The sequence below is a fragment of the Nocardia concava NBRC 100430 genome (assembly GCF_000308815.1).
GTDB lineage: Bacteria > Actinomycetota > Actinomycetes > Mycobacteriales > Mycobacteriaceae > Nocardia > Nocardia concava.
Genome location: NZ_BAFX01000061.1, coordinates 70,968 through 92,562, shown reverse-complemented (window position 1 = coordinate 92,562; position 21,595 = coordinate 70,968). Strand labels below are relative to the sequence as shown.

21 protein-coding genes are annotated in these 21,595 nt (G+C 68.0%); 12 read left to right on the top strand and 9 right to left on the bottom strand.

Annotated features, from left to right (window positions below; genetic code table 11):
• Positions 1–8 precede the first annotated feature (8 nt).
• A complete protein-coding gene (locus ON43_RS12415) occupies positions 9–302 on the bottom strand; it encodes a hypothetical protein (RefSeq protein WP_051178326.1) in 294 nt (97 codons plus the stop codon).
• A 104-nt stretch (positions 303–406) separates the two neighbouring features.
• Between ON43_RS12415 and ON43_RS12410 the strand changes: the two genes are divergently transcribed.
• On the top strand, positions 407–1,561 hold the full coding sequence (locus tag ON43_RS12410) for an 8-amino-7-oxononanoate synthase (protein ID WP_040807024.1): 1,155 nt from the start codon (positions 407–409) through the stop codon (positions 1,559–1,561).
• Positions 1,558–2,250 (top strand): dethiobiotin synthase, encoded by a 693-nt coding sequence (bioD, locus tag ON43_RS12405; RefSeq protein ID WP_040807022.1) that lies wholly within the window; start codon positions 1,558–1,560, stop codon positions 2,248–2,250. Before ON43_RS12410 ends, bioD begins: the two co-directional genes overlap by 4 nt.
• Here bioD and ON43_RS43340 read toward each other — a convergent pair.
• Positions 2,247–2,861: a putative quinol monooxygenase gene (locus ON43_RS43340; RefSeq protein ID WP_083913362.1), complete on the bottom strand. Its 615-nt coding sequence runs from the start codon at positions 2,859–2,861 to the stop codon at positions 2,247–2,249. The genes bioD and ON43_RS43340 overlap by 4 nt on opposite strands.
• Before the next feature lie 103 nt (positions 2,862–2,964).
• Between ON43_RS43340 and ON43_RS12395 the strand changes: the two genes are divergently transcribed.
• Positions 2,965–3,786: an LLM class flavin-dependent oxidoreductase gene (locus ON43_RS12395; RefSeq protein WP_040807021.1), complete on the top strand. Its 822-nt coding sequence runs from the start codon at positions 2,965–2,967 to the stop codon at positions 3,784–3,786.
• On the opposite strand, the gene ON43_RS12390 is transcribed toward ON43_RS12395, so the two are convergent.
• Complete coding sequence (locus ON43_RS12390) at positions 3,783–4,895, bottom strand: beta-propeller fold lactonase family protein (protein ID WP_083913355.1); 1,113 nt, start codon at positions 4,893–4,895, stop codon at positions 3,783–3,785. The two genes, ON43_RS12395 and ON43_RS12390, sit on opposite strands and share 4 nt — an antisense overlap.
• Before the next feature lie 83 nt (positions 4,896–4,978).
• Positions 4,979–5,686 carry a TetR/AcrR family transcriptional regulator gene (locus ON43_RS12385; RefSeq protein ID WP_040807018.1) on the bottom strand — a complete coding sequence of 236 codons (708 nt, stop codon included), beginning with the start codon at positions 5,684–5,686 and terminating at the stop codon, positions 4,979–4,981.
• A gap of 101 nt (positions 5,687–5,787) precedes the next feature.
• On the opposite strand from ON43_RS12385, the gene ON43_RS12380 reads away from it, so the two are divergent.
• From ON43_RS12380 to treY, 4 genes are all read left to right on the top strand, one after another.
• Entirely contained in the window at positions 5,788–6,717 is a 930-nt protein-coding gene (locus ON43_RS12380) for a phosphatase PAP2 family protein (RefSeq protein ID WP_083913354.1), read from the top strand.
• 85 nt (positions 6,718–6,802) lie between these two features.
• On the top strand, positions 6,803–7,774 hold the full coding sequence (locus tag ON43_RS12375) for a bifunctional helix-turn-helix transcriptional regulator/GNAT family N-acetyltransferase (protein ID WP_051178323.1): 972 nt from the start codon (positions 6,803–6,805) through the stop codon (positions 7,772–7,774).
• 34 nt (positions 7,775–7,808) lie between these two features.
• Entirely contained in the window at positions 7,809–9,920 is a 2,112-nt protein-coding gene (glgX, locus tag ON43_RS12370) for a glycogen debranching protein GlgX (protein ID WP_040807016.1), read from the top strand.
• 11 nt (positions 9,921–9,931) lie between these two features.
• The gene (gene treY / locus ON43_RS12365) at positions 9,932–12,340 is read left to right on the top strand and encodes a malto-oligosyltrehalose synthase (RefSeq protein WP_051178340.1); all 2,409 of its coding nucleotides are present in this window, start codon (positions 9,932–9,934) and stop codon (positions 12,338–12,340) included.
• 30 nt (positions 12,341–12,370) lie between these two features.
• Here the strand turns inward: treY and ON43_RS12360 are convergent, their stop codons facing one another.
• The 3 genes from ON43_RS12360 to ON43_RS12350 form a co-directional block, all read right to left on the bottom strand.
• Positions 12,371–12,880, bottom strand: coding sequence for a hypothetical protein (locus ON43_RS12360; RefSeq protein ID WP_218003244.1), 510 nt, complete (start codon positions 12,878–12,880; stop codon positions 12,371–12,373).
• Between the two features lie 144 nt (positions 12,881–13,024).
• Positions 13,025–13,915: a serine/threonine-protein kinase gene (locus ON43_RS12355; RefSeq protein ID WP_051178322.1), complete on the bottom strand. Its 891-nt coding sequence runs from the start codon at positions 13,913–13,915 to the stop codon at positions 13,025–13,027.
• Positions 13,916–13,998: 83 nt separating this feature from the next.
• A complete protein-coding gene (locus ON43_RS12350; RefSeq protein ID WP_040807015.1) occupies positions 13,999–15,150 on the bottom strand; it encodes a T6SS phospholipase effector Tle1-like catalytic domain-containing protein in 1,152 nt (383 codons plus the stop codon).
• A gap of 189 nt (positions 15,151–15,339) precedes the next feature.
• On the opposite strand from ON43_RS12350, the gene ON43_RS12345 reads away from it, so the two are divergent.
• On the top strand, positions 15,340–16,020 hold the full coding sequence (locus ON43_RS12345; RefSeq protein WP_040807107.1) for a response regulator transcription factor: 681 nt from the start codon (positions 15,340–15,342) through the stop codon (positions 16,018–16,020).
• A 108-nt stretch (positions 16,021–16,128) separates the two neighbouring features.
• Here the strand turns inward: ON43_RS12345 and ilvA are convergent, their stop codons facing one another.
• The gene (ilvA, locus tag ON43_RS12340; RefSeq protein ID WP_051178321.1) at positions 16,129–17,484 is read right to left on the bottom strand and encodes a threonine ammonia-lyase IlvA; all 1,356 of its coding nucleotides are present in this window, start codon (positions 17,482–17,484) and stop codon (positions 16,129–16,131) included.
• A 234-nt stretch (positions 17,485–17,718) separates the two neighbouring features.
• Here ilvA and ON43_RS44350 point away from each other — a divergent pair, with 234 nt between their 5' ends.
• The gene (locus ON43_RS44350; protein WP_157514010.1) at positions 17,719–18,060 is read left to right on the top strand and encodes a hypothetical protein; all 342 of its coding nucleotides are present in this window, start codon (positions 17,719–17,721) and stop codon (positions 18,058–18,060) included.
• 132 nt (positions 18,061–18,192) lie between these two features.
• Here the strand turns inward: ON43_RS44350 and ON43_RS12330 are convergent, their stop codons facing one another.
• Positions 18,193–18,630 carry a nitroreductase family deazaflavin-dependent oxidoreductase gene (locus tag ON43_RS12330; protein WP_040807009.1) on the bottom strand — a complete coding sequence of 146 codons (438 nt, stop codon included), beginning with the start codon at positions 18,628–18,630 and terminating at the stop codon, positions 18,193–18,195.
• 86 nt (positions 18,631–18,716) lie between these two features.
• On the opposite strand from ON43_RS12330, the gene ON43_RS12325 reads away from it, so the two are divergent.
• From ON43_RS12325 to ON43_RS12315, 3 genes are all read left to right on the top strand, one after another.
• Positions 18,717–18,935, top strand: a complete 219-nt coding sequence (locus ON43_RS12325; RefSeq protein ID WP_040807008.1) for a hypothetical protein — start codon at positions 18,717–18,719, stop codon at positions 18,933–18,935.
• A gap of 85 nt (positions 18,936–19,020) precedes the next feature.
• A complete protein-coding gene (locus ON43_RS12320; RefSeq protein WP_083913351.1) occupies positions 19,021–19,632 on the top strand; it encodes an MspA family porin in 612 nt (203 codons plus the stop codon).
• A 34-nt stretch (positions 19,633–19,666) separates the two neighbouring features.
• A complete protein-coding gene (locus ON43_RS12315) occupies positions 19,667–21,595 on the top strand; it encodes a hypothetical protein (RefSeq protein ID WP_040807007.1) in 1,929 nt (642 codons plus the stop codon).

Sequence of the window (21,595 nt, the reverse complement as noted above, 5' to 3'; positions counted from 1 at the left end):
CGGATTCCCTAGCGGTTGGCCCGTTTTTCGCGCACTTTGTCTGAATTGTCGCTGTCAGACAGGACTTCCCAGACTTTGAAGACGCAGTGGTAGTCGTCGGACCACCCGCGTGCGATCAACATGAAGGTGTCGCCGTCGCGCAGGATGGTGCGGCGGCTGATCAACTTCGGATGATCGGGAATGAATTTCGAGACGAGGTCGGGGACCTTCGCGAGGGCTTGTTCGCGGGTGCCCACCACCTCGGTCAGAACCTTCGGACTCCAGGTTTTGCTGTCGCCGAAGCCGGTCGTCTGCTCGACCACTATTGCCCATCGTGGCATCGCGCAGCCTCCTTACGCTTGCCAGCATAGCTCCGCTCACCGACACCCATGGTCTCCTGAACGCCGTTCAAGTATGCTTCCGAGCTGTGACTGCCGATCCCTTGAGCTGGCTCGACGCACGCGCCGCGGAGCGCGTGGACGCCGGGCTGCGCCGTGAACTGCGCGCCCGCACCGCCGACACGGTCGACATCGACCTGGCCTCCAACGACTATCTCGGGCTGGTGCGCCACCCCGAGGTGATCGAGGGGGCCATCGCCTCGGTGCGGCGCTGGGGCGCGGGTGCGACGGGATCGCGCCTGGTCACCGGAACCACCGCCGAGCACGAACAGCTCGAGGCGGAACTGGCCGAATTCGTCGGCGCGGAGGCCGGATTGGTGTTCGCCTCCGGGTACGCGGCCAACCTCGGCGCGGTCACCGCGCTGGCCGGGCGTGGGACGCTGGTGGTTTCGGATGCCGGTAGCCACGCGTCGCTGGTCGATGCCTGCCGGTTGTCGCGGGCGCGGGTGGAGATCGCCGCCCATCGCGATCCGGCGGCGGTGGATCGATTGCTGTCCGAACGCCACGAGGACCGTGCAGTGGTCTTGACGGATTCGGTGTTCAGCGCCGACGGGGATCTCGCACCACTCGTGGAGCTGCACAAGGTGACTCGCGCGAACGGGGCCGTGCTGATCGTGGACGAGGCGCACGGGCTGGGTGTGCGCGGCGCGGGCGGGCGCGGGCTGGTGCACGAGTGCGGGCTGGCCGGGGAACCGGACCTGATCATCACCGCGACCCTGTCGAAAGCCTTTGCCGCCCAAGGCGGTGTGGTGCTGGCCAGTGAACGCGTCCGCGCCCACCTCATCGACACGGCCCGCACCTTCATCTTCGACACCGGCCTGGCCCCGGCAGCCGTGGGCGCGGCCCGCGCCGCCCTCCACCTGCTGCGTCGCGAACCCGAAATCGCCCAGCGAGTCCTGGACCGCGCCGCCGATCTCGCCCGCATCGCCGGTGTCGCCCAACCGGATTCGGCCGTCGTCTCGGTCGTACTCGGCGAGGCCCAGGTCGCCTACGACGCCGCCCAGGCCTGCCGCGCCCGCGGCCTCTCCGTCGGCTGCTTCCGCCCCCCATCGGTCCCCGAAGGCACCTCCCGCCTCCGCCTCACCGCCCGAGCCGACCTCACCGAAGCCGAACTCGCCACCATCGCAACCATTCTCGGCGAAGTCCTCACCGAAGCCCGCGCCCGAGAGGTCGTTCCGGCATGACCCGCCTCCTGTTCATCACCGGCACCTCCACCGACGTCGGCAAGACGATAGTCACCGCCGCGCTGGCCGCAACCGCCCGCGCGGCCGGTCTCGAAGTCGCCGTCTGCAAGCCCGCCCAAACCGGCGTAGCCCCCGGCGAACCCGGCGACCTCGCCGAAATCACCCGCCTGAGCGGCGTCACCCGCACCCTCGAACTGGCCCGCTACCCCGACCCCCTGGCCCCCGACACCGCCGCCCGCCGCTCCGGCCAACCCCTGCTGACCCTGTCCGAAACCGTCGCCGGCATCGAATCCTGCGCCGACGCAGACCTCGTCCTCGTAGAAGGCGCAGGCGGCCTCCTCGTCCGCATAGGCGACTTCACCCTCCTCGACCTCGCCCAGAAGATGAACGCCCCCGTCCTCCTCGTAACCGCCGCGGGCCTCGGCACCCTCAACCACACCGAACTAACCACCCGCGCACTGTCGGCCGCAGGCGTCGAATGCTCTGGCCTCGTAATCGGCTCCTGGCCCACCACCCCCGACCTCGCCTCCGAATGCAACCGCATCGACCTCCCCGCCGTAACCGGCATCGACCTGATCGCCACCATCCCCGCCAATATCGGCACCCTGCCCGCCCCCACCTTCCAGTCCACCGCCCCCACCTGGTTCACCCCCGAATGGACCGCCCGCCACCTCCACCCGCACGCCTAACGATCCGCCCCCGTGTCTCCGGAGTCGAAATAGGGCAGTTTCAGGCCCTGGTTCTCCATCATTTCCTGGTAGGAGAGATCCATACCGACGACTGTCTCCAGCACCTCTCTGAGGGAGAACAGCGCATCCTCGACGCTTCCGCCGGATAGTTCAGATTCCGCTTCCTCCAAGTCCTTTCGCAAGATATGGAGGCTGTCACCCTGGATGCTCAGGGCCGGAAACCTTCGCGTCTCCCTTTTTGTCAAGTAGTAGTTGCCCCGAGAGTCGAGTACCTGCGCCCCTTCTTCCTCGATTGCTTCCCTCACCGATTGCGGTCCAAGGGCGTCGGGAAGTTCGAAGAGCTGTTCCTGGGGTGGACCGGTGAGCAACTCGGCTCCTGCTTCGAAGGCCTCCTGTAGGTGGGGGCTGCGCAGGTGGGCCTCGAAAGCGGCTCGGGTGGACCAGGATTCGATGACGACCCAGCGGGAGGGATCGGTGGGGTGTTGGTAGGGCTGGTAGGACAGGCAGCCGGGTTCGGACAGGGAGGGGTCGATCAGGGAGAGGGCCTGGGCTCGGACTTGGGGTTCCTTGCCGGGGCGGGCTTGCAGGGTGGAGATGGAGGTGAGTGTCATGGGTGGGGTCAACCCTGGGGGATGGGGATTGCTTCCCATTCCGATTAGTTTTGGGGGCGGGTGGCGTCGGTACCTCTGGATGACCGGATGACAGGAGTACAGGATGACTAAGGCGTTTCGGTTCGGGGTGGTTGCTCCGCTGATGAGTGATGTGGCGGCTTGGCGGGAGAAGGTCCGGAGGGTTGCTGACTGCGGGTATTCGACGTTGTTGGTGCCGGACTTTCCGATGACGCAGCCGGCGCCGGCGGCAATGTTGGCGACCGTGGCGGCCATTACCGATCTGCGGGTGGGGAGTTGGGTTTATGCGACTCCGTTTCGGGCGGCGTGGCAGACGGCTTGGGAGGCGCATTCGCTGACACGGCTGACCGAGGGGCGGTTCGAGATGGGGATCGGGACGGGGCGGCCGGGGATCGAGGAGGAGGTGCGAGGGTATGGGATGCCCGAGGCGCCGTCGCCAGGGAAGCGGCTGGACGACATCCGAGAGACCGTAAGGCGGTTGCGGGAATACGACGGGACCGAGGTGCATACGCCGGTGGCGATGGCTGTCTACGGGCCGAAAGCGCGGGCGTTGGCGGCGGAGATCGCAGATACGGTGACCTTCGTGCTGGGTCCGCAGTCGCGCGGGGAAGTCGAGAAGCTAGCGCGTGACTTCCGCGCCCAGACCGATCTCACCGGCCGGGATGTCGAACTCGCGCTGGCGGTTCCGGTCATCGGCGATACGGTCGCGGCGCACATGGCGGGACCCGGCACCGATCCGGCGGAGTGGCGGGCGGCGGATGCGGTGACCGTGCTGCCGGAGGATCCGGCGGCCGCTATCGACGAGATCCAGCGGCGGCGCGAGGAAATCGGCTTCTCCTACTTCGTCATCGGCGCCGACTGGGCCGAGCGGTTCGCTCCGGTCGTCGCCGAGCTCGCCGGACGCTAGAAGGAATCGCGCAGTCGCGCACCGAGTTCCGGGTTTTCGATCGACTGCTCGAGGAACGGTGCGATCGCGTCGACGAACGCGGCCGCATCGCCCGGTCGCGGGGGCACCTTGAATATGTGGTTGCCGATCACGATCCAGCCGCCCCCGTCCACGGCGACGCCGCCGAAGAGCTTGCCGACCAGATAGTCCCGACCCGGGTGCGGCAATGTGACCACCTCGGAAACGAATTCGAGGTCGTCTATGCCGAAATAGGCGTTGGTGACATACGCCGGAGTGCGGCCGGGGCCGACCGCCACACCGATCGGCGCGCCCTTGATCGCGATCGACGCGACAACGGAGTTGGTGGCGGTGTCGATCACCGACAAGGCCTCACCGTTCGAACAGACCACGTACGCGTACGCGCCGTCCTGACTGACCGCGATGTGCACCGGACTGGCCGGAACTGGTACGACCGCCGTGACGAAAAGTGTTGCGGTGTCGACGACCAGCACCGCGGTCGTCGCACCGCTGGCCCGGCCGAAATACGCGCGGCTGCCGTCCGGGTGTACGGCCACCGCGCTCGCTCCGAGGATCAGGCTCGCGGTGACCACGCGGGCAGCCGTATCGATGACCTCGCTCGCCTTGCCCGCCGCGTCGGTGACGTACACCCGCGATCCGTCGGGGCTGACCGCGATTTGGTTCGCTTGGTTCGAGGCGATGGGGATCGACCCGTCCACGGTATCGCCGACGGTGTCGATGGCCACGATCGTCGAGCCGTTCGCGTGGTAGCAGGTCGCGTAAACACGGTCGCCCGTGGGATCCGCCGCCACCGCATACGGAATCCCCGCGAGCTGGATCTCGGTCAGGACTTTGTTGCTCGCGATGTCGATCACCGCGATCGCCGGGCGCTGGTAGAGGGCCACGTAAGCCTTGCGACCATCCGGAGTGACGGCGGGCGCGGAGGGACTCTTCCCCACCTCGATGGTTTGCGTCACCACCCGGGTGATTAGATCGACCACCAGCACATCGGCCGAATCATAATGCGGCACATACGCGTATCTCCCGTCGGGAGTGACCGCGACCCCCGCCGGACCCCGATGCATGGGAACTCTCGCCGTCACTCCGAGCATGAGCCTGCCCCTTCGTTCCGAGACGCGCTGCTGCGCCGAGGTTCATGGTGGCGGCATACCGGCTGCCGGTCCCGCGTATTCGACTACTCGATTTCCCCGGACAACCCGGCGGCCTTCACCCGCAGCCCGGTCACGATCAGGTCGAGCCCGAAAACGTATTGCTCGGTGCTGTTTTCGTGTGTCCGAGCCAGCTCCGGAGCCAGATCCACGATCGTCGGGTGCGACTCCGGGGACAGGGCGTCGAGGCGTGCCCGCACAGAACCGGCCTTCTCGACGGCGTCGTTGGCATAGAGCTGACGCAAGGCCGCGCCGAAGGTGTACTGCAGCAGGGTCACGTAGCCGCGCGCGGAGTCGAGACGGTCGAGTCCGGCCCTGCGCAGTTCGAAGAGGATGAGTTCGAGGGCGGTGGTCGCGGTCGCGGCGAAATCGCCCTCGGTCGGCGGGCAGGCGAACAGGACGCGCAGCACCGCGGGACGTTCGACGAGCCATTCGTAGAGCGCCAGGCAGCAGGCGGCGACGCGCTCGTGCCATGAGCCGGTGGCGGCCGGCGGATGGAAGCCGCCGAGCACGCGGTTGCGGACGGCCTGGAGTAGCTCGTCCTTGCTGCGGAAGTAGGTGTAGACGGTCATCGTGCCGACGCCGAGCTCGGCGGCCAGCGCGCGCATCGATATCTGCTCGAAGTCCTGATCGTCGAGTAGCCGCAGGGCCGCGTCGACGACGAGGTCCTCGCTGACGGTATTGCGGGCGACGCGGGCGCGCGGTGCGGGCCGCACGTCCGGTTCGTGTTTCATGTCTGGTCCTCGACGACGGAATAAGGGCAGGTTCCGAGACCATTGTAGTATTGCGTACGTCGTACCGTACGGCGTACGACAGTGCAGGTGGAGGTCGGCACATGCCCGATGCAGCAGTGGCGCTGCCCGAAGCGGAGGTCTCGCGGCGAGACCACGGATGGCTGCGGGAAATCCTGCTCGTCGTGGTGGTCTACTTCGCCTATGACGGCAGCCGGTTGCTCGCCAACGGCGCACCGGATCCGGCGATGGCCCACGGGAACGCGCTGCTGCGCTGGGAAGGCTGGGCGCGGCTGAATCCGGAGCCGTGGCTCAATAACCTGTTCTCCCAGCACATTTCGCTGGGACTGCCCGCGGACTACATCTACGCCACCCTGCACTACCTGGTCACCCCGCTGGTGCTGATCTGGATGTGGCGCGAGCACAAACCGGACTACCGACTCGCCCGCACCCAACTCGGGCTCGCGACGGCCGCCGGACTCATCGGCTTCCTGACGTTCCCGACCGCGCCACCGCGCCTGCTGGATTCGTCGTCCGGCTTCACCGATGTGATGGCCCAGTACTCGAGCGCGGGCTGGTGGGCCGGTGACGCCAGCACACCGCGCGGCCTGGAAGCCATGACCAACGATTTCGCCGCCATGCCCAGCCTGCACGTGGGCTGGGCGCTGTGGTGCGGACTCATGCTGTTCCGCTACGCGCGCCATCGCACGGTCCGCGCCGCGGGCTTGGCCTATCCGATCCTGATCCTGCTGGTCGTGATGGGAACGGGCAATCACTACCTCGTGGACGGTCTCGCGGGCGCGGCGGTCATGATCGCGGCCGGGCTGAGCGCCGCACCGTACCTGCGGCTCTACGACGCGCTCGCGATCCGCGTGCGCACCTGGTGGGAGACCATGGGCGAGCGCGTTCCCGCCCCACTGATCTCGAGCCCGCTGGCCCCGCTGACACTCCCCGCCGCGGCTCCCGTCCGGCCGAATCCCGCTGTCGGAGACGACAGATCGGAACCGGGCACCACACTCCGCAACACCGCCTGACCCGATCGCGTCGTCATCGGCGAAAGCCGAGCGGAGACCAATCCGCCCGAGTATTCTTTGACTCGGTCAAAGGATTGGAGCCGAGATGACGATCAGCACTGCCGACGACCTCGTCGAGGCCCGGCACATCGACGCCGTACGCGCGTTCAACCGGCGCTATACCCGCATCATCGGCGTCCTGCAGGGCCAGATGGTGGGCACCGAATACTCCCTCACCGAGGGCCGAATCCTGTTCGAGCTGGCCAACTTCGGGGCCGCCGAAGTGGTGGATCTGCGGCTGGAACTGGATCTGGACGCGGGCTATCTGAGCCGCATCCTGGCCCGGTTCGAGGAGCGCGGGATCGTGGCCCGCCGGAGATCCGACACCGACGGCCGACGCCAGGTGGTGGAGCTGACCGACGTCGGGCGCGCCGCGTTCGAGGTCCTGAATCAGCGGACCCAGGAGCAGATCGGCGGCCTGCTGGTCCCACACTCCCCCGGCGTGCGCACCCGACTCGTCGGCGCTATGCGGACCATCGAGCGAATCCTCGACACCGATTCCGAGGCCGATCCGGCCGGCGTCCTGCTGCGCGCACCCCGCCCGGGCGAGCACGGCTGGGTGATCCAGCGCAATGCCGAGCTCTACGCCGAGGAGTACGGCTGGAACGGTGAGTACGAGGCGCTGGTCGCCAAGATCGTCGCCGACTGGATGAATTCCCATGACCCGCAACGTGAACGGGCCTGGATCGCCGAATACGACGGCGAGCCGGTCGGCTGCGTGTACTGCATGCGCGACGACGACACCACCGCCCGGCTGCGACTGCTGCTCGTCGAACCGTCGGCGCGCGGGCTGGGCGTGGGCAGCGCGCTCGTGGACGAGTGTCTGCGCTTCGCCACCGAGGCGGGGTACCGCGAGATGGTGCTGTGGACCAACAGCGTGCTGACCGCCGCCCGCCACATCTACGAACGCGCCGGTTTCACGCTCGCCGAGTCGAATCCGCATCACAGCTTCGGCGTGGATCTGGTCGGTCAGACCTGGCGGCGCCCCCTCGGTCCGGACCGCGAACCGGGTCGATAGGGCCGCGACGACGGCGGGCTATATCGTCTCCAGCATGGCTCCCGCGACCCCCGGCACCACCGCGCTCGGTGTGTGGCCGGGGACCGCCTACCCGCTGGGCGCGACCTACGACGGCGCCGGGACGAACTTCTCGGTGTTCTCCGAGGTGGCCCGGCGCGTGGAGCTGTGCCTGATCGACGCCGACCACCGCGAGACGCGGATCGCGCTCGATGAGGTCGACGGGTATGTGTGGCACGCCTACCTGCCGGGCATCACGCCGGGCCAGCGCTACGGATTCCGGGTGCACGGCCGCTTCGATCCGGCCGAGGGCTTGCGCTGCGATCCCAGCAAGCTGCTGCTCGACCCGTACGGCAAGGCGTTCGAGGGCGATTTCGGCACCGACTCCGCGCCCTACAACTACGGCCAGAATTCGCTCGGGCACACCATGACCGGGGTGGTCATCAACCCGTATTTCGACTGGGCCGACGACCGCGCGCCGCGGCGGCCGTATCACGAGACGGTCATCTACGAGGCGCACGTGAAGGGCATGACCTTCACCCACCCCGAGGTGCCGCCGGAATTGCGCGGAACCTTCTCGGGCATGGCGCATCCCGCGATCATCGAGCATCTGCGGAAGCTCGGCGTGACCGCGATCGAGCTGATGCCCGTGCACCAATTCCTCGACGACCGCATCCTGCTCGATCGCGGCCTGCGAAACTATTGGGGCTACAACAGTTTCGGCTATTTCGCCCCGCACCGCGGCTATGCGGCGGGCTCCTCCCCCGCCGCCGAGGTCAACGAATTCAAGGCCATGGTGCGCGCGTTCCACGCCGCGGACATCGAGGTCATTCTCGATGTGGTCTACAACCACACCGCCGAGGGCAATGAATTCGGACCGACCCTGAGCTTCCGCGGTATCGACAATGCCGCGTATTACCGTCTGGTGGACGATGATCCGCAGCATTACATGGATTACACCGGCACCGGCAACAGCTTCAACATGGCCCACCCGCACGCGCTGCAACTGATCATGGATTCGCTGCGCTACTGGGTCCTGGACATGCACGTGGACGGTTTCCGTTTCGACCTGGCCGCCACCCTGGCCCGCGAATTGCACGATGTGGACCGGCTTTCCACGTTCTTCGACATGGTGCAGCAGGATCCGGTGGTGAGCCAGGTGAAGCTCATCGCCGAGCCGTGGGATGTCGGCGAGGGCGGCTATCAGGTCGGCAATTTCCCGGTCGCCTGGACCGAATGGAACGGTAAATACCGTGACACCGTGCGGGATTACTGGCGCGGGCAACCGGCGACCTTGAGCGAGTTCGCCTCCCGGCTCACCGGCTCCTCGGATCTGTACGAGGCCACCGGTCGCCGGCCCTGCGCGAGCATCAATTTCGTGACCGCGCACGACGGTTTCACCCTCGCGGATCTGGTGTCCTACAACGACAAACACAACGAAGCCAATGGCGAGGGCAATCGCGACGGCGAGAATTACAACCGCTCCTGGAACTGCGGTGTCGAGGGCCCGACCGACGATTCGGAGATCCTCGCCCTGCGCGCCCGCCAGATCCGCAATCTGCTCGCCACGCTGATGCTCTCCCAGGGCACGCCCATGCTGCTGCACGGCGACGAATTCGGCCGCACCCAGCAGGGCAACAACAATGCCTACTGTCAGGATTCACCGCTGTCGTGGATGGACTGGACGCTCATGCATACCAATGCCGATCTGCTCGAATTCACCTCGCGGACCGTCGCACTGCGGGCCGCGCACCCGATCTTCCGCCGCCGCCGTTTCTTCGATCCGGCGCCGGATCACGGGCACCCCGGCGATATCGCCTGGTTCACGCCCGGCGGCACCGAGATGACCGACGCCGACTGGAAAACCAGCTTCGCCCGCTCGCTCGCGGTGTTCCTCAATGGGGAGGGCATTCGCGAGGCGGGCCCGCGCGGGGAGCGCATCACCGACGACTCGTTCCTGCTGTGTTTCAACGCACATGACGAACCGTTGGACTTCACGCTGCCCGATGCCGCGCACGGCAACTCCTGGTCGGTCGCCCTGGACTGCTCCACACCGACCGGTCGCCCGGCCGTCGAGACCGTCCGCCCCGCCGCCTCGACGGTGCAAGTGCCCGCACGCTGTCTACTCGCTCTCCGCCGTACGGCATGATCGATACCGCCATGACCAGCTCGCCCGAACACCACACCGGCCCCATTGCCCGGCAGACGACCGTGCGCAGCACCTATCGCCTGCAGCTGCGACCCGACGCGCTCACCTTCGCCGACGCGCGCGGTATCGCCGAATACCTGCAGCAGCTGGGCATTTCGCATCTGTACCTGTCGCCCGTGATGACCGCGGCGCGCGGATCCACCCACGGCTACGACGTCACCGACCCGGCCTCGGTGTCGGTCGGACTCGGTGGGCCGACCGGATTCAAGGCGCTGTCGGACGAGGTGCGCAGCCGCGGCATGGGTTTGATCGTGGATCTGGTGCCCAACCATGTGGGCGTGGCCGATCCGCGGCAGAACCAGTGGTGGTGGGACGTCCTCCAGAACGGCAAGGAGTCCAAGTACGCCTCCTGGTTCGATATCGACTGGACGCCGGGCAACGGCGCGGGCGGGCGCATCGCGCTGCCGGTGCTGGCCGGGGAGAACGATCCCGCGGCGCTCACCGTGGACCGCTCGGGCATCGAACCCATGCTGGCGCTGCACGATATGCGCTTCCCCATCGCGCCGGGCACCGACGGCGAGAACGCTTTGCGCATCCACGACAAGCAGCACTATCGGCTGGTCAACTGGAAGTCCGGGCTGTGCGGGTATCGCCGCTACTTCACCGTCGGCGGGCTGGCCGCGATCCGGCAGGAGAATCCGGACGTCTTCGAGGCCACCCATCGCGAACTGGCCGCCTGGTGCGAGCACGACCTGATCGACGGTGTGCGCGTGGATCATCCGGACGGGCTGACCGATCCGGGCGAGTATCTGCGGCGGCTGCGCCAGCTCATCGGGCCGCAGCGGCTGCTGCTGGTCGAGAAGGTGCTCTCCAATCGCGAGCCGCTCGACGCCACCCTGCCCATCGACGGCACCACCGGGTATGACGCTCTCGCCGATATCGGCGGCGTGCTCATCGATCCGGACGGCGAGAAGCACCTGACCGAGCTGTCGCGGCAGTTCACCGGGCACGGCAGCGATCGCGCCTGGTTCATCGAGCAGGAGCACCGAATTCGCCGCGCGGTCGCCGAGACCATGCTGGTGCCCGAGGTGCGGCGGCTGGTGGCCGCGATCAAGCGCGATGCCCGCGCCGACGCCTTCGACACCATGGCGCTCACCAATGCCACCATCGAGGTGCTCTCGTTCATGCCGGTCTACCGCACCGATTACGCGCCGCTGGCCGGGATGGTCGGCGCGGTGGTGGCCGAGGTGGCCCGGCGCAATGCCGAGCTGACCGCGCCGCTGCAGGTGCTGGTGACCGCGCTGTCACTCGGCGGCGAGGCGGCCACCCGCTTCCATCAGGTGGGCGGGGCGATGACCGCGAAAGCCGTGGAGGACACCATGTTCTACCGCGCCGCGCGGCTGGTGTCACTGCAGGAGATGGGCTCGGATCCGGCTCGCTTCGGCTGCTCCGTCATCGAATTCCATCTCGCCAATGCCGAGCGTGCCGCGCGCTGGCCCGCCACCATGACCACGCTGTCCACCCATGACACCAAGCGCGGCGAGGATGTGCGCGCCCGCATCGGGATGCTCTCGCAGGTGCCCGATATCTGGGCGCGGTCGGTGAGCACCTGGGAGGAGATCGCGCCCGGGCCCGACGGCGCGACCACACTGTTCCTGTTGCAGAACATGTTCGGCGTCTGGCCCGCCGACGGGCGTCCGGCCGCGGCCGTGCCCGGGCTACGGGAGCGGCTGCATCAGTTCGCGGAGAAGGCCGTTCGCGAGGCGGGCACCCAATCCTCCTGGGAGGAACCGGATATCGAGTTCGAGACGGCGGTGCACCGCTGGATCGACACCGTCCTCGACGGGCCGGTCGGGGCCGAATTGGGTGAATTCGTCAACGATCTGGCCACCCACGCCTGGACCGACTCACTGGCGCAAAAGCTGCTACAGCTGTGCGGCCCCGGCATCCCTGACATCTACCAGGGCTGCGAACTGTGGGAGGACTCCCTCGTCGACCCCGACAACCGCCGCCCGGTCGACTTCACCCACCGCTCCCTCCTCCTGCAATCCCTCACCGGCACACCCGATCTCGACCCCTCCGGCGCGGTCAAGATGTGGATCGCCGCCTACGCCCTCTGGCTCCGCCGCGAACGCCCCGACTGCTTCGTCGGCGGCACCTACATCCCACTCTTCGCCTCCGGCGACCGCGCCCACCACCTGATCTCCTACGCGCGCGGCCGCACCGGCGAGACCCCCGAGGTGATCGTCGCGGTCACCCGGCACAGCATCCGCCTCGATGAGGCGGGCGGCTGGGCCGACACGGTTCTCGATCTCCCCCAAGGACATTGGACCGACCGCCTCACCGGCCACACCTTCTCCGGCCGCGCGCGCCTGGAGAAACTCTTCGCCCGCCTGCCCGTGGCCCTGCTCGTCCGCTGACCGCGCGGTCGGCGCGCGGTGAACCCCGGTTCAGCGACCGGCTGCGGCCTCGGCCGCCCGGTTCCGGGTCATGATCCGGAACCCGTTTGCGAGCAGGCCGGGCGTCAGCCTTCGGTGTACGCGCGACAGCACGTTCCACACCGGTCGGCCGATCGGCAACGGATAGCGGACGGCGGTGACCATGATCAGTTCCCGCTCCCCGGCGCGAACCACGAGCTGCCCGTCCAACATCCACCCCTCGACCTCGAGCCGAATCCAGTCCGGGCCCCGATCCCCGATCCGCCAGCCCGCCACATGCCCGGGCGTGCCGGGCCGCGCCAGCCGCATGGTCAGCAGAATTCCCCAGATGAACTGACCGCCCTTCCCCGCCGCCTGTTCGAACAGCGCCCGGGCCCACTGCTCGGGCGAACCCTGCGCCACCGCGTCGATCGGGAGCGCGAACACGTCGATGTAGTACGGCTCGGCGAAGGTGACATAGGCGCGCGACTCCGCCGGAATCGTATGCAGCTGAACGGCGGTGGGCGTGTCGATCGAAGTCATGCGAAGTGCCTCCTCGGATATATACGGTGCCGTATACATCGGAGGCTACTCCTGATATACGGTGGCGTATAGATCTGGACCGAGGAGAGCGATGGTCAGTTCGGGACCGTGCGGCAAGGGGATTGGGTGTTATCGGGGCCGCCGTCACCGGTCGCCTCGTCCGGTGATTCGCCGCGCCACCGAGGCCACGCGGTCCCGGCTGCCGATATGTCCGGCGGAGCGATCTCTCCATCTGCGCGCATGCAGGGCGCGGGCCGCGGACGCCGCCAGCTCGCCGCAGCTGGCGTGGCGTTCGGCCGGGTTCCAGGCGGTGGCCTTGGCCAGCACCGCCCCGAGTTTGCCCGGCAGCCTCGAATCCTTCACGGGGACAGGTAGTTCGCCGGGTAGCTCGCCGGTCACCAGCTGATACAGCGTGACGGCGAGGGCATGGACGTCGGCGCGTGGGCCGGCCGGGCGGCCCACCTGCTGTTCCGGGGGTGCGTAGGGCTGGGAGAAGGCCCAGCGGCCGGTGGCGGTGAGGGTTTCGTCCGCGGCGAGGCTGCGGGCGATGCCGAAGTCGCCGATCAGGACCCAGTCCGCGCCGCCGGTGCCGGTGGTGCGGAAGATGTTGGCGGGCTTCACGTCCCGGTGGACGACCTGGTTGGCGTGGGCGTAGTCCAGGGCGTCGGCGACGGCGGCCACCATGCGGACCGCGCGGTCGGGGTCGATGCCGCACGGGTTCTCCTCGATGAGGCTGACCAGGTCGCCGCCCGGCACGTACTGCATGGCCATCCAGAGCGTGCCGCCCTCTTCGCCGAAGTCCTTGATATCGACGACATTCGGATGCTGCAGGTTCGCCACCAGTTGCGCCTCGCGGCGGAACTGCGCGGTTCCGGCGGAATCGGCCACCACCGGTTTGAGCACCTTCAGCGCGACCGACATCTCCAGCCCCGGATGCTTGGCCAGGTAGACCGTGCCCATCCCGCCAGCACCCAGCCGCCGTTCGATCACGTATCCCGCGAACACCGACCCCGCGACCAACTCCGTGGCGACCACCCTGCGCGCACCTCCTCCCGAAGTCCGCCGATGCGAGGATAGCGCCGCGGCGAACGTCCGGTAAGAGGAGAGCAACATGGCGATCAGCTCGTGAGCACCCGGACATCCGGGAGTGGAACCAGTTCGACGGGCTCGATGAGTTCCGGCGGCACCGGGCGCTCGCCGTCCTCGCACCACCGGCGAATATTGGCCGGGCGGTAGCCCTTTCGGTCCGGGACGGTCGAGGCCAGGTAGCTGCCCTCGTCGCCCGGCTGCAGCAGCTTGCGCCAGGAATCCCAGTAGAAGCGCGGATTGCGCCAAGTCAGCGCCAGGCGAACCAGATTCAGCACCCGGAATGCGGGGCTGAGCGAATCGTGCAGGTGCGTGGCGTCGAACGGGCAGTCGCGCAGCAGCGTGTCGAGACGGTCGTGGTCGAAGCTCAACCCCTCCGCCTCGGCCTCGGCAATCATCCAGCGCAGGGTGATATCGGACAGCCCGCAATCCGCGTAGCCGCCGCCGATATCGCTGTGCACGCCCTCGAACCAGACCTGCTTCACCCGGTCGGAGCGGCGGTGCAGTTCCTTCTGCTCGGCGGGCACCTCCCACAGGCACGGCGCGAATTCCCGGCGCCGCTCATCGATCGCGAGCGCCTGCCGCGCACACAGCACGATGGGACCCAGCCGCACGTCGTGGAAGCGATGCTTCCACGACGTCAGCCCGGGCACGCCCATCGCGCCGACGGTGTCGAACACGCCCAGGAAGTTGATCGTCGGCCGCTGCGCGTAGCAGTACTCGTCGCGGAACTCGTCCCACTCCACCGGATCCGGATCGTCCGGATGCGCCTTGCGGGTCTTGTAGATCTCGAGCGCCCTGGGGTACATGCCGTGAATCATGGCGTCGTACTTCAGGATTCCGAGCCGGTTGATCATCCCCGCCAGACTGCGCGCGGTGTATGCGCCCCGGCTGAACCCGAAGATGTAGATCTCGTCCCCGGGCTCCCAGTTCAGCGCCAACTGCCAGTAGGCCGCCGACAGATTGGCCTCGAGGCCGAGCCCGAAGGCCCCGCCCAGCACTCGGTCCGACATGAATCCCCGTGAGCCGGGCCCCGACACGTAGAACACGCGCTGACCTACGGACTTCCCCTCCCGGTCCGCTCCGGTCAGCCGCACCGTCTCGGCGATCTTGACGATGTTCGACACCGTCGTGCTCGACTCGGCTTTCCACGTGCCGTCACAGCACACCACCAGCCTTTTCATGAATGCCAGCCTCCCGTTCTGACCATTCGGTTTCACGCGTAGTGAACTACCCGTTTATCCCGGCCCCGCCGCGCGCTCGTTAACCCGCGCACGTGCCCCCACAAGTACCCGCCCGCCCGGCGTTAACACTTCCCGGTCGCTCGGCGATCGCTCATGAATCGTTCACGATCCATGTGGCACCGTGGTTTCATGTCCGACGATGGAGTGAGCGCCCGCAGCGTATGGGTCCTGGTGTGTGAGGACGACGAGCAGCTGGGCGCACGCGTCGCGGACGGACTGCGCAGCGCCGGATTCCACGTCGATCTGACCCGCAATCTCGGCGAGGCCGGCGAGCAGTGCGGTGCGCGACTCTACGACTGCCTCATCGTGGACCGCGGGCTACCCGACGGCGACGGACTGGATCTGGTTCGGCGGCAACGGGAATCGGGTGATCGCACACCCGCATTGTTGATCACCGCCCGCGAGAGCGCCACCGATCGCAGCGAGAGCTACGCGGGCGGCGCGGACGACTACCTGGCCAAGCCGTTCTCGCTGAGCGAGCTGGCCGCGCGGGTGCTGGCGCTGTCCTCCCTGAGCCGGCCGCAGCCGACGCCGGTACTCACCATCGGCGACCTGGTGGTGGACCGCATTCGCCGCCGGGTCCGGCGCAGCGGCATCCTGCTGACCATGACCACCCGCGAATTCTGCGCGCTGGAACTGCTGGCCGCGCGGGCGGGCACCCTGGTCACCCCGGCCGAGATCGCCGCGTTCTGCAGCGACAATCCCGGCTCGACCGCGACCGTCGACGAGATGATCACGCGGCTGGACCGCAAGCTCGGCGAGCCGCAGATCATCCATACTTCCGCGGCCGGATATCTGCTGCACGCGTGAATCCCCAACTGGGGCAACGACATCACCCCCGTCATTCCGGCGTGCTTTTGGCCGGAATCCACACCCGGGGTATGGATCCCAGCCAAAAACATGCTGGGATGACGAGAGCTAGGTCAGGTAGCGGTACGCGGGTGAGTTCGGATCCAGGCGCTCGCACTGGATCGGGGCCTCGTCCATGCGCTTGAGCAGCGACTCGAGCCCGTCCGGCGCACCCAGCTCGATGCCGACCAGCGCGGCCCCGGTCTCCCGGTTGTTGCGCTTGACGTACTCGAACAGCGTGATGTCGTCATCGGGGCCCAGGACCTCGTCCAGGAAGCGGCGCAGCGCGCCGGGCTCCTGCGGAAAGTCCACCAGGAAATAGTGTTTCAGCCCCTGATGCACCAGTGAGCGCTCGATGACCTCGCCGTAGCGGGAGACGTCGTTGTTGCCGCCGGAGAGCAGCACCACCACCGTCGAGCCCGGCTCCACCTCGACCTCGCGCAATGCCGCCGCCGCGAGCGCGCCCGCGGGCTCGGCGACGATGCCCTCGTTCTGGTACAGCTCCAGCATGGCCGTGCAGATCGCGCCCTCGTCCACGTGCATCATGCGGAAAGAGCCTGCGCCCGAACGGGTTTCGGTGCTGGTCAGTAAGGGCAGCGAGGCGTGCGAGCGGACCTGCCCGCCGAAGCGCACCACCGCCTGATACCCGACCGCGCCGACCCGGCGCACGGCCGCGCCGTCGACGAAGGGATCGATCTCGGGCAGCGTCACCGGCCCCCCGGCCACCAGCGCCGCGGTCATGGACGCCGCGCCCGTGGGCTCGGCCGCCAGGATCGCGGTCTGTGGCGCGCGCTCGCGCAGGTAGGTCGCGATGCCGGCGAGGCAGCCACCGCCGCCGACCGGGACCACCACCAGATCGGGCTGGCTGCCGAGCTGTTCGAGGAACTCCGCGGCGATGGTGCCCTGCCCGGCCGCGGTGCGCGGATCGTCGAAGGGCGGGACCATGGTGGCCCCGGTGCGTGCCACATCGTCGGCGGCGGCCGCGGCGGCCGCGTCGTAGGTATCGCCGATGGCGATGAGCTGCACGAACTCGCCGCCGTGCACGCGGATTCGGTCGCGCTTCTGCTTCGGGGTGGTGGTCGGCACGTAGATGCGGCCCCGCACGCCCATCGCCTTGCACGCGAAAGCCACGCCCTGGGCGTGGTTTCCGGCGCTGGCGGTGACCACGCCGGCGGCCTTCTCGGCCTCGGTGAGCTGCACCATGAGGTTGTAGGCGCCGCGCAGCTTGTAGGAGCGGACGGCGGTGAGGTCCTCGCGCTTGAGGTAGACCTCGGCCCCGGTCAGCGCCGACAGCCGCGGAATCCGTTGCAGCGGCGTCGGCTCGATAATCTCCGAAATTCGCTTGGCAGCCGCGTCGATCTCATCCGCCGTCAGTTCGGGCAGCGGACCGGACACCTTCGTTGCTACAGCAAGCGGATCAGACACCCGAACATGCTAGCCGGGGGCATGCGGCGACCTGCGCTCGGAGCCGAAAAGGGCCGGGTTCGACCTTATTTGCCAAGCGCCGGACGTGATTGAACTCGCAACCCCGCGCCGAGCTGGACGAATGTTCAGGTTGAGGCGGGGAGGTCCCCGCTCCGCTTTGCGACCAGCGCAAATCGATAGCTAACGTCGATTCGCTTGCTCTACCCGAGAATCAACCAGAAAGCCACAAGCCTGATGAATTTCCGTAAGCCCGTTGCCATTACGCTGACCGCAGCCGCCATCACGGCCGGTATCGCCGCGGGCACCGCGACCGCCTCCGCCGCACCCCTGGATCTGCAGCCGGTCGCCACCAACCCCGACGCCCAGAACCACGATCCGCTGGCCAACGGCGCCGCCGCGGGCGCCGGCATCGGCGCCGCCTCGGGCGCGATCCTCTCCCTGCCGGCCATCATCGTCCCTGGCATCGGCTCGGCCGCGGTGGGCAGCGCGGCGCTCAACGGCGCGGTCGTCGGCGGCGTCGTCGGCGCGGTCACCGGTGCGGTCGCCCCGGACGTCGTGCCGCAGATCCTGCCCTGAGGCCTCGCCCCGCATGACGCGGCAACACCGGTGATCCGGTAGGTGTACAACCGCGAAGATGCCCCGGTCACAACGTGACCGGGGCATCTTCTTATCGACCGTCGCGCTTCCCGGCGCCGCGGCGGGCGAGATTCAGGGGCGGGGCGTCAGGACGAAGACGGGGATCTCGCGGGTGGTCTTCTTCTGGTACTCGTCGTAGTCCGGCCAGACCTCGGTGGCACGCTTCCACCACAGAGCCTTCTCGTCGCCGGTGACCTCGCGGGCGTCGTAGTCGCGGACCTGGTCGCGGTCGCGGAGCTCGACGTGCGGATCGGCCTTGATGTTCCAGTACCAGACCGGATGCTTGGGAGCGCCGCCCAGCGAGGCGACCGCGGCGTATTCGCCGTTGTGCTCGACGCGCATGAGCGGGGTCTTGCGGAGTTTGCCGGACTTGTTGCCGCGGGTGGTGAGCAGGATGATCGGCACGCCGCGCAGTTCGTGCCCCTCGGCGCCATTGGAGTCGTCGTACTGTTCGGCCTGTTCGCGAGCCCATCCGGACGTGCTGGGTTCGTACTCTCCGTTTAGTGGCATGACGTGCTCAACCGCTCCGGTTCGTGTGTTGTTCCCGACAGCAAGTTCGGTTGCCCGAACTTTGGGTCGCCGTCTACCCTGACCGTATGGCAGTGGTTCACCCTACGGACACCGAGCGGGTTGCCGCGCGTCCCACCGTGGATATCGCCGGAACGGCGTGGCCGGTCTACAAGCTGGAAGCCTTGTTCGCCGGTGTCGTGGTCTGCCTGATGCTCGCGCTCATCACCGGTTCGGTCCAGGCCGCGATCCTGGGCGGCGCGACCGTCGCGGCGCTGCGCTGGGTCCTCGGCATGATCCGCCGCTGATCTCCGGTCTCCATTCGGCTAATTCAGACCAGTCTGTTCGTGTCTTTCGGGCGATTTATGCGGTTTATCTATTAACTTGATCCGCATGCGGCTGTCCACCCTCGGCGTTCTGCTGTTGTCTCTCGGGGCCGCGCTGTGCTGCACACCCCCCGCGCGCGCCGATATCGTGACGCTCGCCCCGCACGAGCGGACCTACCAATCCACCTTCGGCAGCTTCACCGTCGGCAACCGCGACGAGTTCGTCAACCGCATCGCGCCCCTGAACCAAGTGGGCACCACCCGCGAAGCCATGGTCAGCAATATGTCCTACGCCCGGGTAGACGGTATCGCGGGCGGCCAGCTCAAGACCGGCTATCACGTCGGCTGCTCGGTCACCCTGCCCACCGGCAACCTCGGCGTGATCCCCCAGGTCTACGTGCCCACCGCGCAGCTGCCCACACCCTCGCTCACGCTGATCGGGCCCAATATCCAGGTGCCCATGAGCATCAACCTCGCCCCCGGCGAGGTGAAGGACCTCGCGGTCGCGGACAAAGACCTGATTCCGGGCAAGCAGGTGCAGATCATCATTCGCGATTTCCATATCGCCGTGAACCAGTGCGCCGGACCGGTTTCCATCCGCCAGTACACCTACATCTACGCCAAATCCGCCGAAACCGATGACAGCGGAGCGGTTTTCGGCGACCCCACCTGGCTCTGACACCGTCACGCTCGGCCCACACAGGAGACCATTCATGAGAGTGCGTGCTGTCCTGCTCACCCTGCTGGTGGCCACGCTGGCGCCGATCGCCGCTCCGACATCGGCCACGGCCGATCCGGGCGATCACTCGATTCCCCTGGCGGGCTTGGGTTTCGGCAAGAGCGTGCTGTTCCCGGGCCGGTCGCACGAGGTCTCGCTGACCCTGCCGATCCTGCCCGGGCTGACACCGGCCGCGCTCACCGGCACGGTGCAGCTGCCGCCGCAGCTGGCGCGGGGAACCCTGGAGGCTCGTTCGGCGCAGCGGCTGCTGGATCGGGTGGAGCTGCCCCGGGATCCGCGCGCCCCCATCCGGATCTCGTTGGCGGGCGCGGAGGTTCGGGGCAATACGGTCGCGGTGACGCTGACCTCCGCGCTCTCGCCCGAACCCGGCATCTGCCCCGATGACTGGTTGGGACAGCCGCTGACCCTCGGCGACGCGGCGGTCACCTACTTCGGCGAGGAACAGCAGCCGAGCACCGTGGCCGAGTTCCTGCCGCCGGTGCTGCAGAAGCTCACCGTGTACCTCCCGTCGAGCCCCTCGCGGACCGAGAGCGCCGCGGTGCTCGCCCTGAGCACGGCTGCCGCCGCCCGCTACACCAATCAGCCGGTCGCGGTGGAGGTGCGCCGGATCGATTCGGGCGCAACGGTTCCCGACCATCCCCCGGCTTTCCTGGAGCGGCAGGTGGTGATCCGTGAGGGCTCCGATCCCGGGTTGCGGATCACCGGCGGACCCGCGCCCGCGTTGACCATCTCCGGTGACGAGAAGTCGCTGCCCATCCAGATCCGCCTGATCACCAGCGATCTGGCCCGTGCGGCCATGGCCGGTTCGGCGGTGGCACTGGGTGTTCCGTCCGTCCCGCAGCTCGCGCCGGATTCGATATCGCTTGCCGCGCTCGGCCAGAGCCAGCTCAGCGCCACCGCCGTCGGATACGTCCGGGTGAACTTCACCCTGGATATGACCCGGCTGGGCCGCCCGTCCCGCAATGTCCGGGTGAACCTGCACGGCAACCACACTCCGCTGCCGGAGACCCTCAACGGCCAGCTCGCCGTGACCGTCGGCGACCGTCAGATCGCGGCGTGGCCGGTCGATCCCTCGGGACGATTCGACCAGTGGGTCAGTATTCCCAACGAGCTGCTGTCGCGGTTCACGACGGTGTCGGTGACCTTGCAGCAGGCCGGTCTGACCCACGGGTGCGGGTTGGAGCAGCCGGTCACGCTGACCATCGAGCCCGACGGCGAGGTGCAGAGCGACGCGGCGCGGCCGCCGGTGCCCGGCGGACTGGGCGCGGTGCCACAGGCGCTGCTGCCGCAAGTGCAGGTGGGCCTGCAGACGCCCGGTTTCGCCGATACCGTGCGCGCCACCCAGATTCTGGTGGCGGTGCAGCGGCTGACCGCAGTGCCGCTGCGGCCCGAGCTGGTGTCCTTCGACACCGCGGCGGGCAGTGACCAACCGGCCGTGCTGGTGGCGACCAACGGCGGCGTCCCGGGTTCGATCGTGCTGCCGCTGGACCGCAGCGGCGACACCCTGATCGTCTACGGCGACGACGCCGACCTGGAGACGAAGATCGAGCTGCGGCCGCCGCTCTCGTTCGGTTCACTCCAGGCCACCTGGACCGGTAAGCGCATGGTGGTGGTCGGCACCTCGACCCAGGCGCCCGAACACCTGGACCGCCTGCTGAATTGGCTGCTGGCGGACCCGGATCGGTCCTTCCGCCTCTCCGGTCCGGTGCTGCTGCAGGCCGGCGATCGGGATCCGGAGTTCTTCGATCCAGCCGCCGGGCTCGCCGAGCAGATCGCGGCGACGGACAAGAGCGACTCCCCCATCCCGGTGGCCGCCCGCCTCGCGTTGGCGGGCGCAGTCGTGCTGGCGGTCGGCTTGCTCGCCGCGCTGGTGATCCTGTTGCCGCGCAAGCGTTCTCGCTGA

What these genes read in the sequence shown, in the direction of transcription:
- bioD (WP_040807022.1), top strand. Translation starts at nt 1,558, where the DNA reads ATGACCCGCCTCCTGTTCATCACCGGCACCTCCACCGACGTCGGCAAG.
- ON43_RS43340 (WP_083913362.1), bottom strand. Translation starts at nt 2,861, where the DNA reads ATGACACTCACCTCCATCTCCACCCTGCAAGCCCGCCCCGGCAAGGAA.
- ON43_RS12395 (WP_040807021.1), top strand. Translation starts at nt 2,965, where the DNA reads ATGACTAAGGCGTTTCGGTTCGGGGTGGTTGCTCCGCTGATGAGTGAT.
- ON43_RS12390 (WP_083913355.1), bottom strand. Translation starts at nt 4,895, where the DNA reads ATGCTCGGAGTGACGGCGAGAGTTCCCATGCATCGGGGTCCGGCGGGG.
- ON43_RS12385 (WP_040807018.1), bottom strand. Translation starts at nt 5,686, where the DNA reads ATGAAACACGAACCGGACGTGCGGCCCGCACCGCGCGCCCGCGTCGCC.
- ON43_RS12380 (WP_083913354.1), top strand. Translation starts at nt 5,788, where the DNA reads ATGCCCGATGCAGCAGTGGCGCTGCCCGAAGCGGAGGTCTCGCGGCGA.
- ON43_RS12375 (WP_051178323.1), top strand. Translation starts at nt 6,803, where the DNA reads ATGACGATCAGCACTGCCGACGACCTCGTCGAGGCCCGGCACATCGAC.
- glgX (WP_040807016.1), top strand. Translation starts at nt 7,809, where the DNA reads ATGGCTCCCGCGACCCCCGGCACCACCGCGCTCGGTGTGTGGCCGGGG.
- treY (WP_051178340.1), top strand. Translation starts at nt 9,932, where the DNA reads ATGACCAGCTCGCCCGAACACCACACCGGCCCCATTGCCCGGCAGACG.
- ON43_RS12360 (WP_218003244.1), bottom strand. Translation starts at nt 12,880, where the DNA reads ATGACTTCGATCGACACGCCCACCGCCGTTCAGCTGCATACGATTCCG.
- ON43_RS12350 (WP_040807015.1), bottom strand. Translation starts at nt 15,150, where the DNA reads ATGAAAAGGCTGGTGGTGTGCTGTGACGGCACGTGGAAAGCCGAGTCG.
- ON43_RS12345 (WP_040807107.1), top strand. Translation starts at nt 15,340, where the DNA reads ATGTCCGACGATGGAGTGAGCGCCCGCAGCGTATGGGTCCTGGTGTGT.
- ON43_RS44350 (WP_157514010.1), top strand. Translation starts at nt 17,719, where the DNA reads ATGAATTTCCGTAAGCCCGTTGCCATTACGCTGACCGCAGCCGCCATC.
- ON43_RS12330 (WP_040807009.1), bottom strand. Translation starts at nt 18,630, where the DNA reads ATGCCACTAAACGGAGAGTACGAACCCAGCACGTCCGGATGGGCTCGC.
- ON43_RS12325 (WP_040807008.1), top strand. Translation starts at nt 18,717, where the DNA reads ATGGCAGTGGTTCACCCTACGGACACCGAGCGGGTTGCCGCGCGTCCC.
- ON43_RS12320 (WP_083913351.1), top strand. Translation starts at nt 19,021, where the DNA reads ATGCGGCTGTCCACCCTCGGCGTTCTGCTGTTGTCTCTCGGGGCCGCG.
- ON43_RS12315 (WP_040807007.1), top strand. Translation starts at nt 19,667, where the DNA reads ATGAGAGTGCGTGCTGTCCTGCTCACCCTGCTGGTGGCCACGCTGGCG.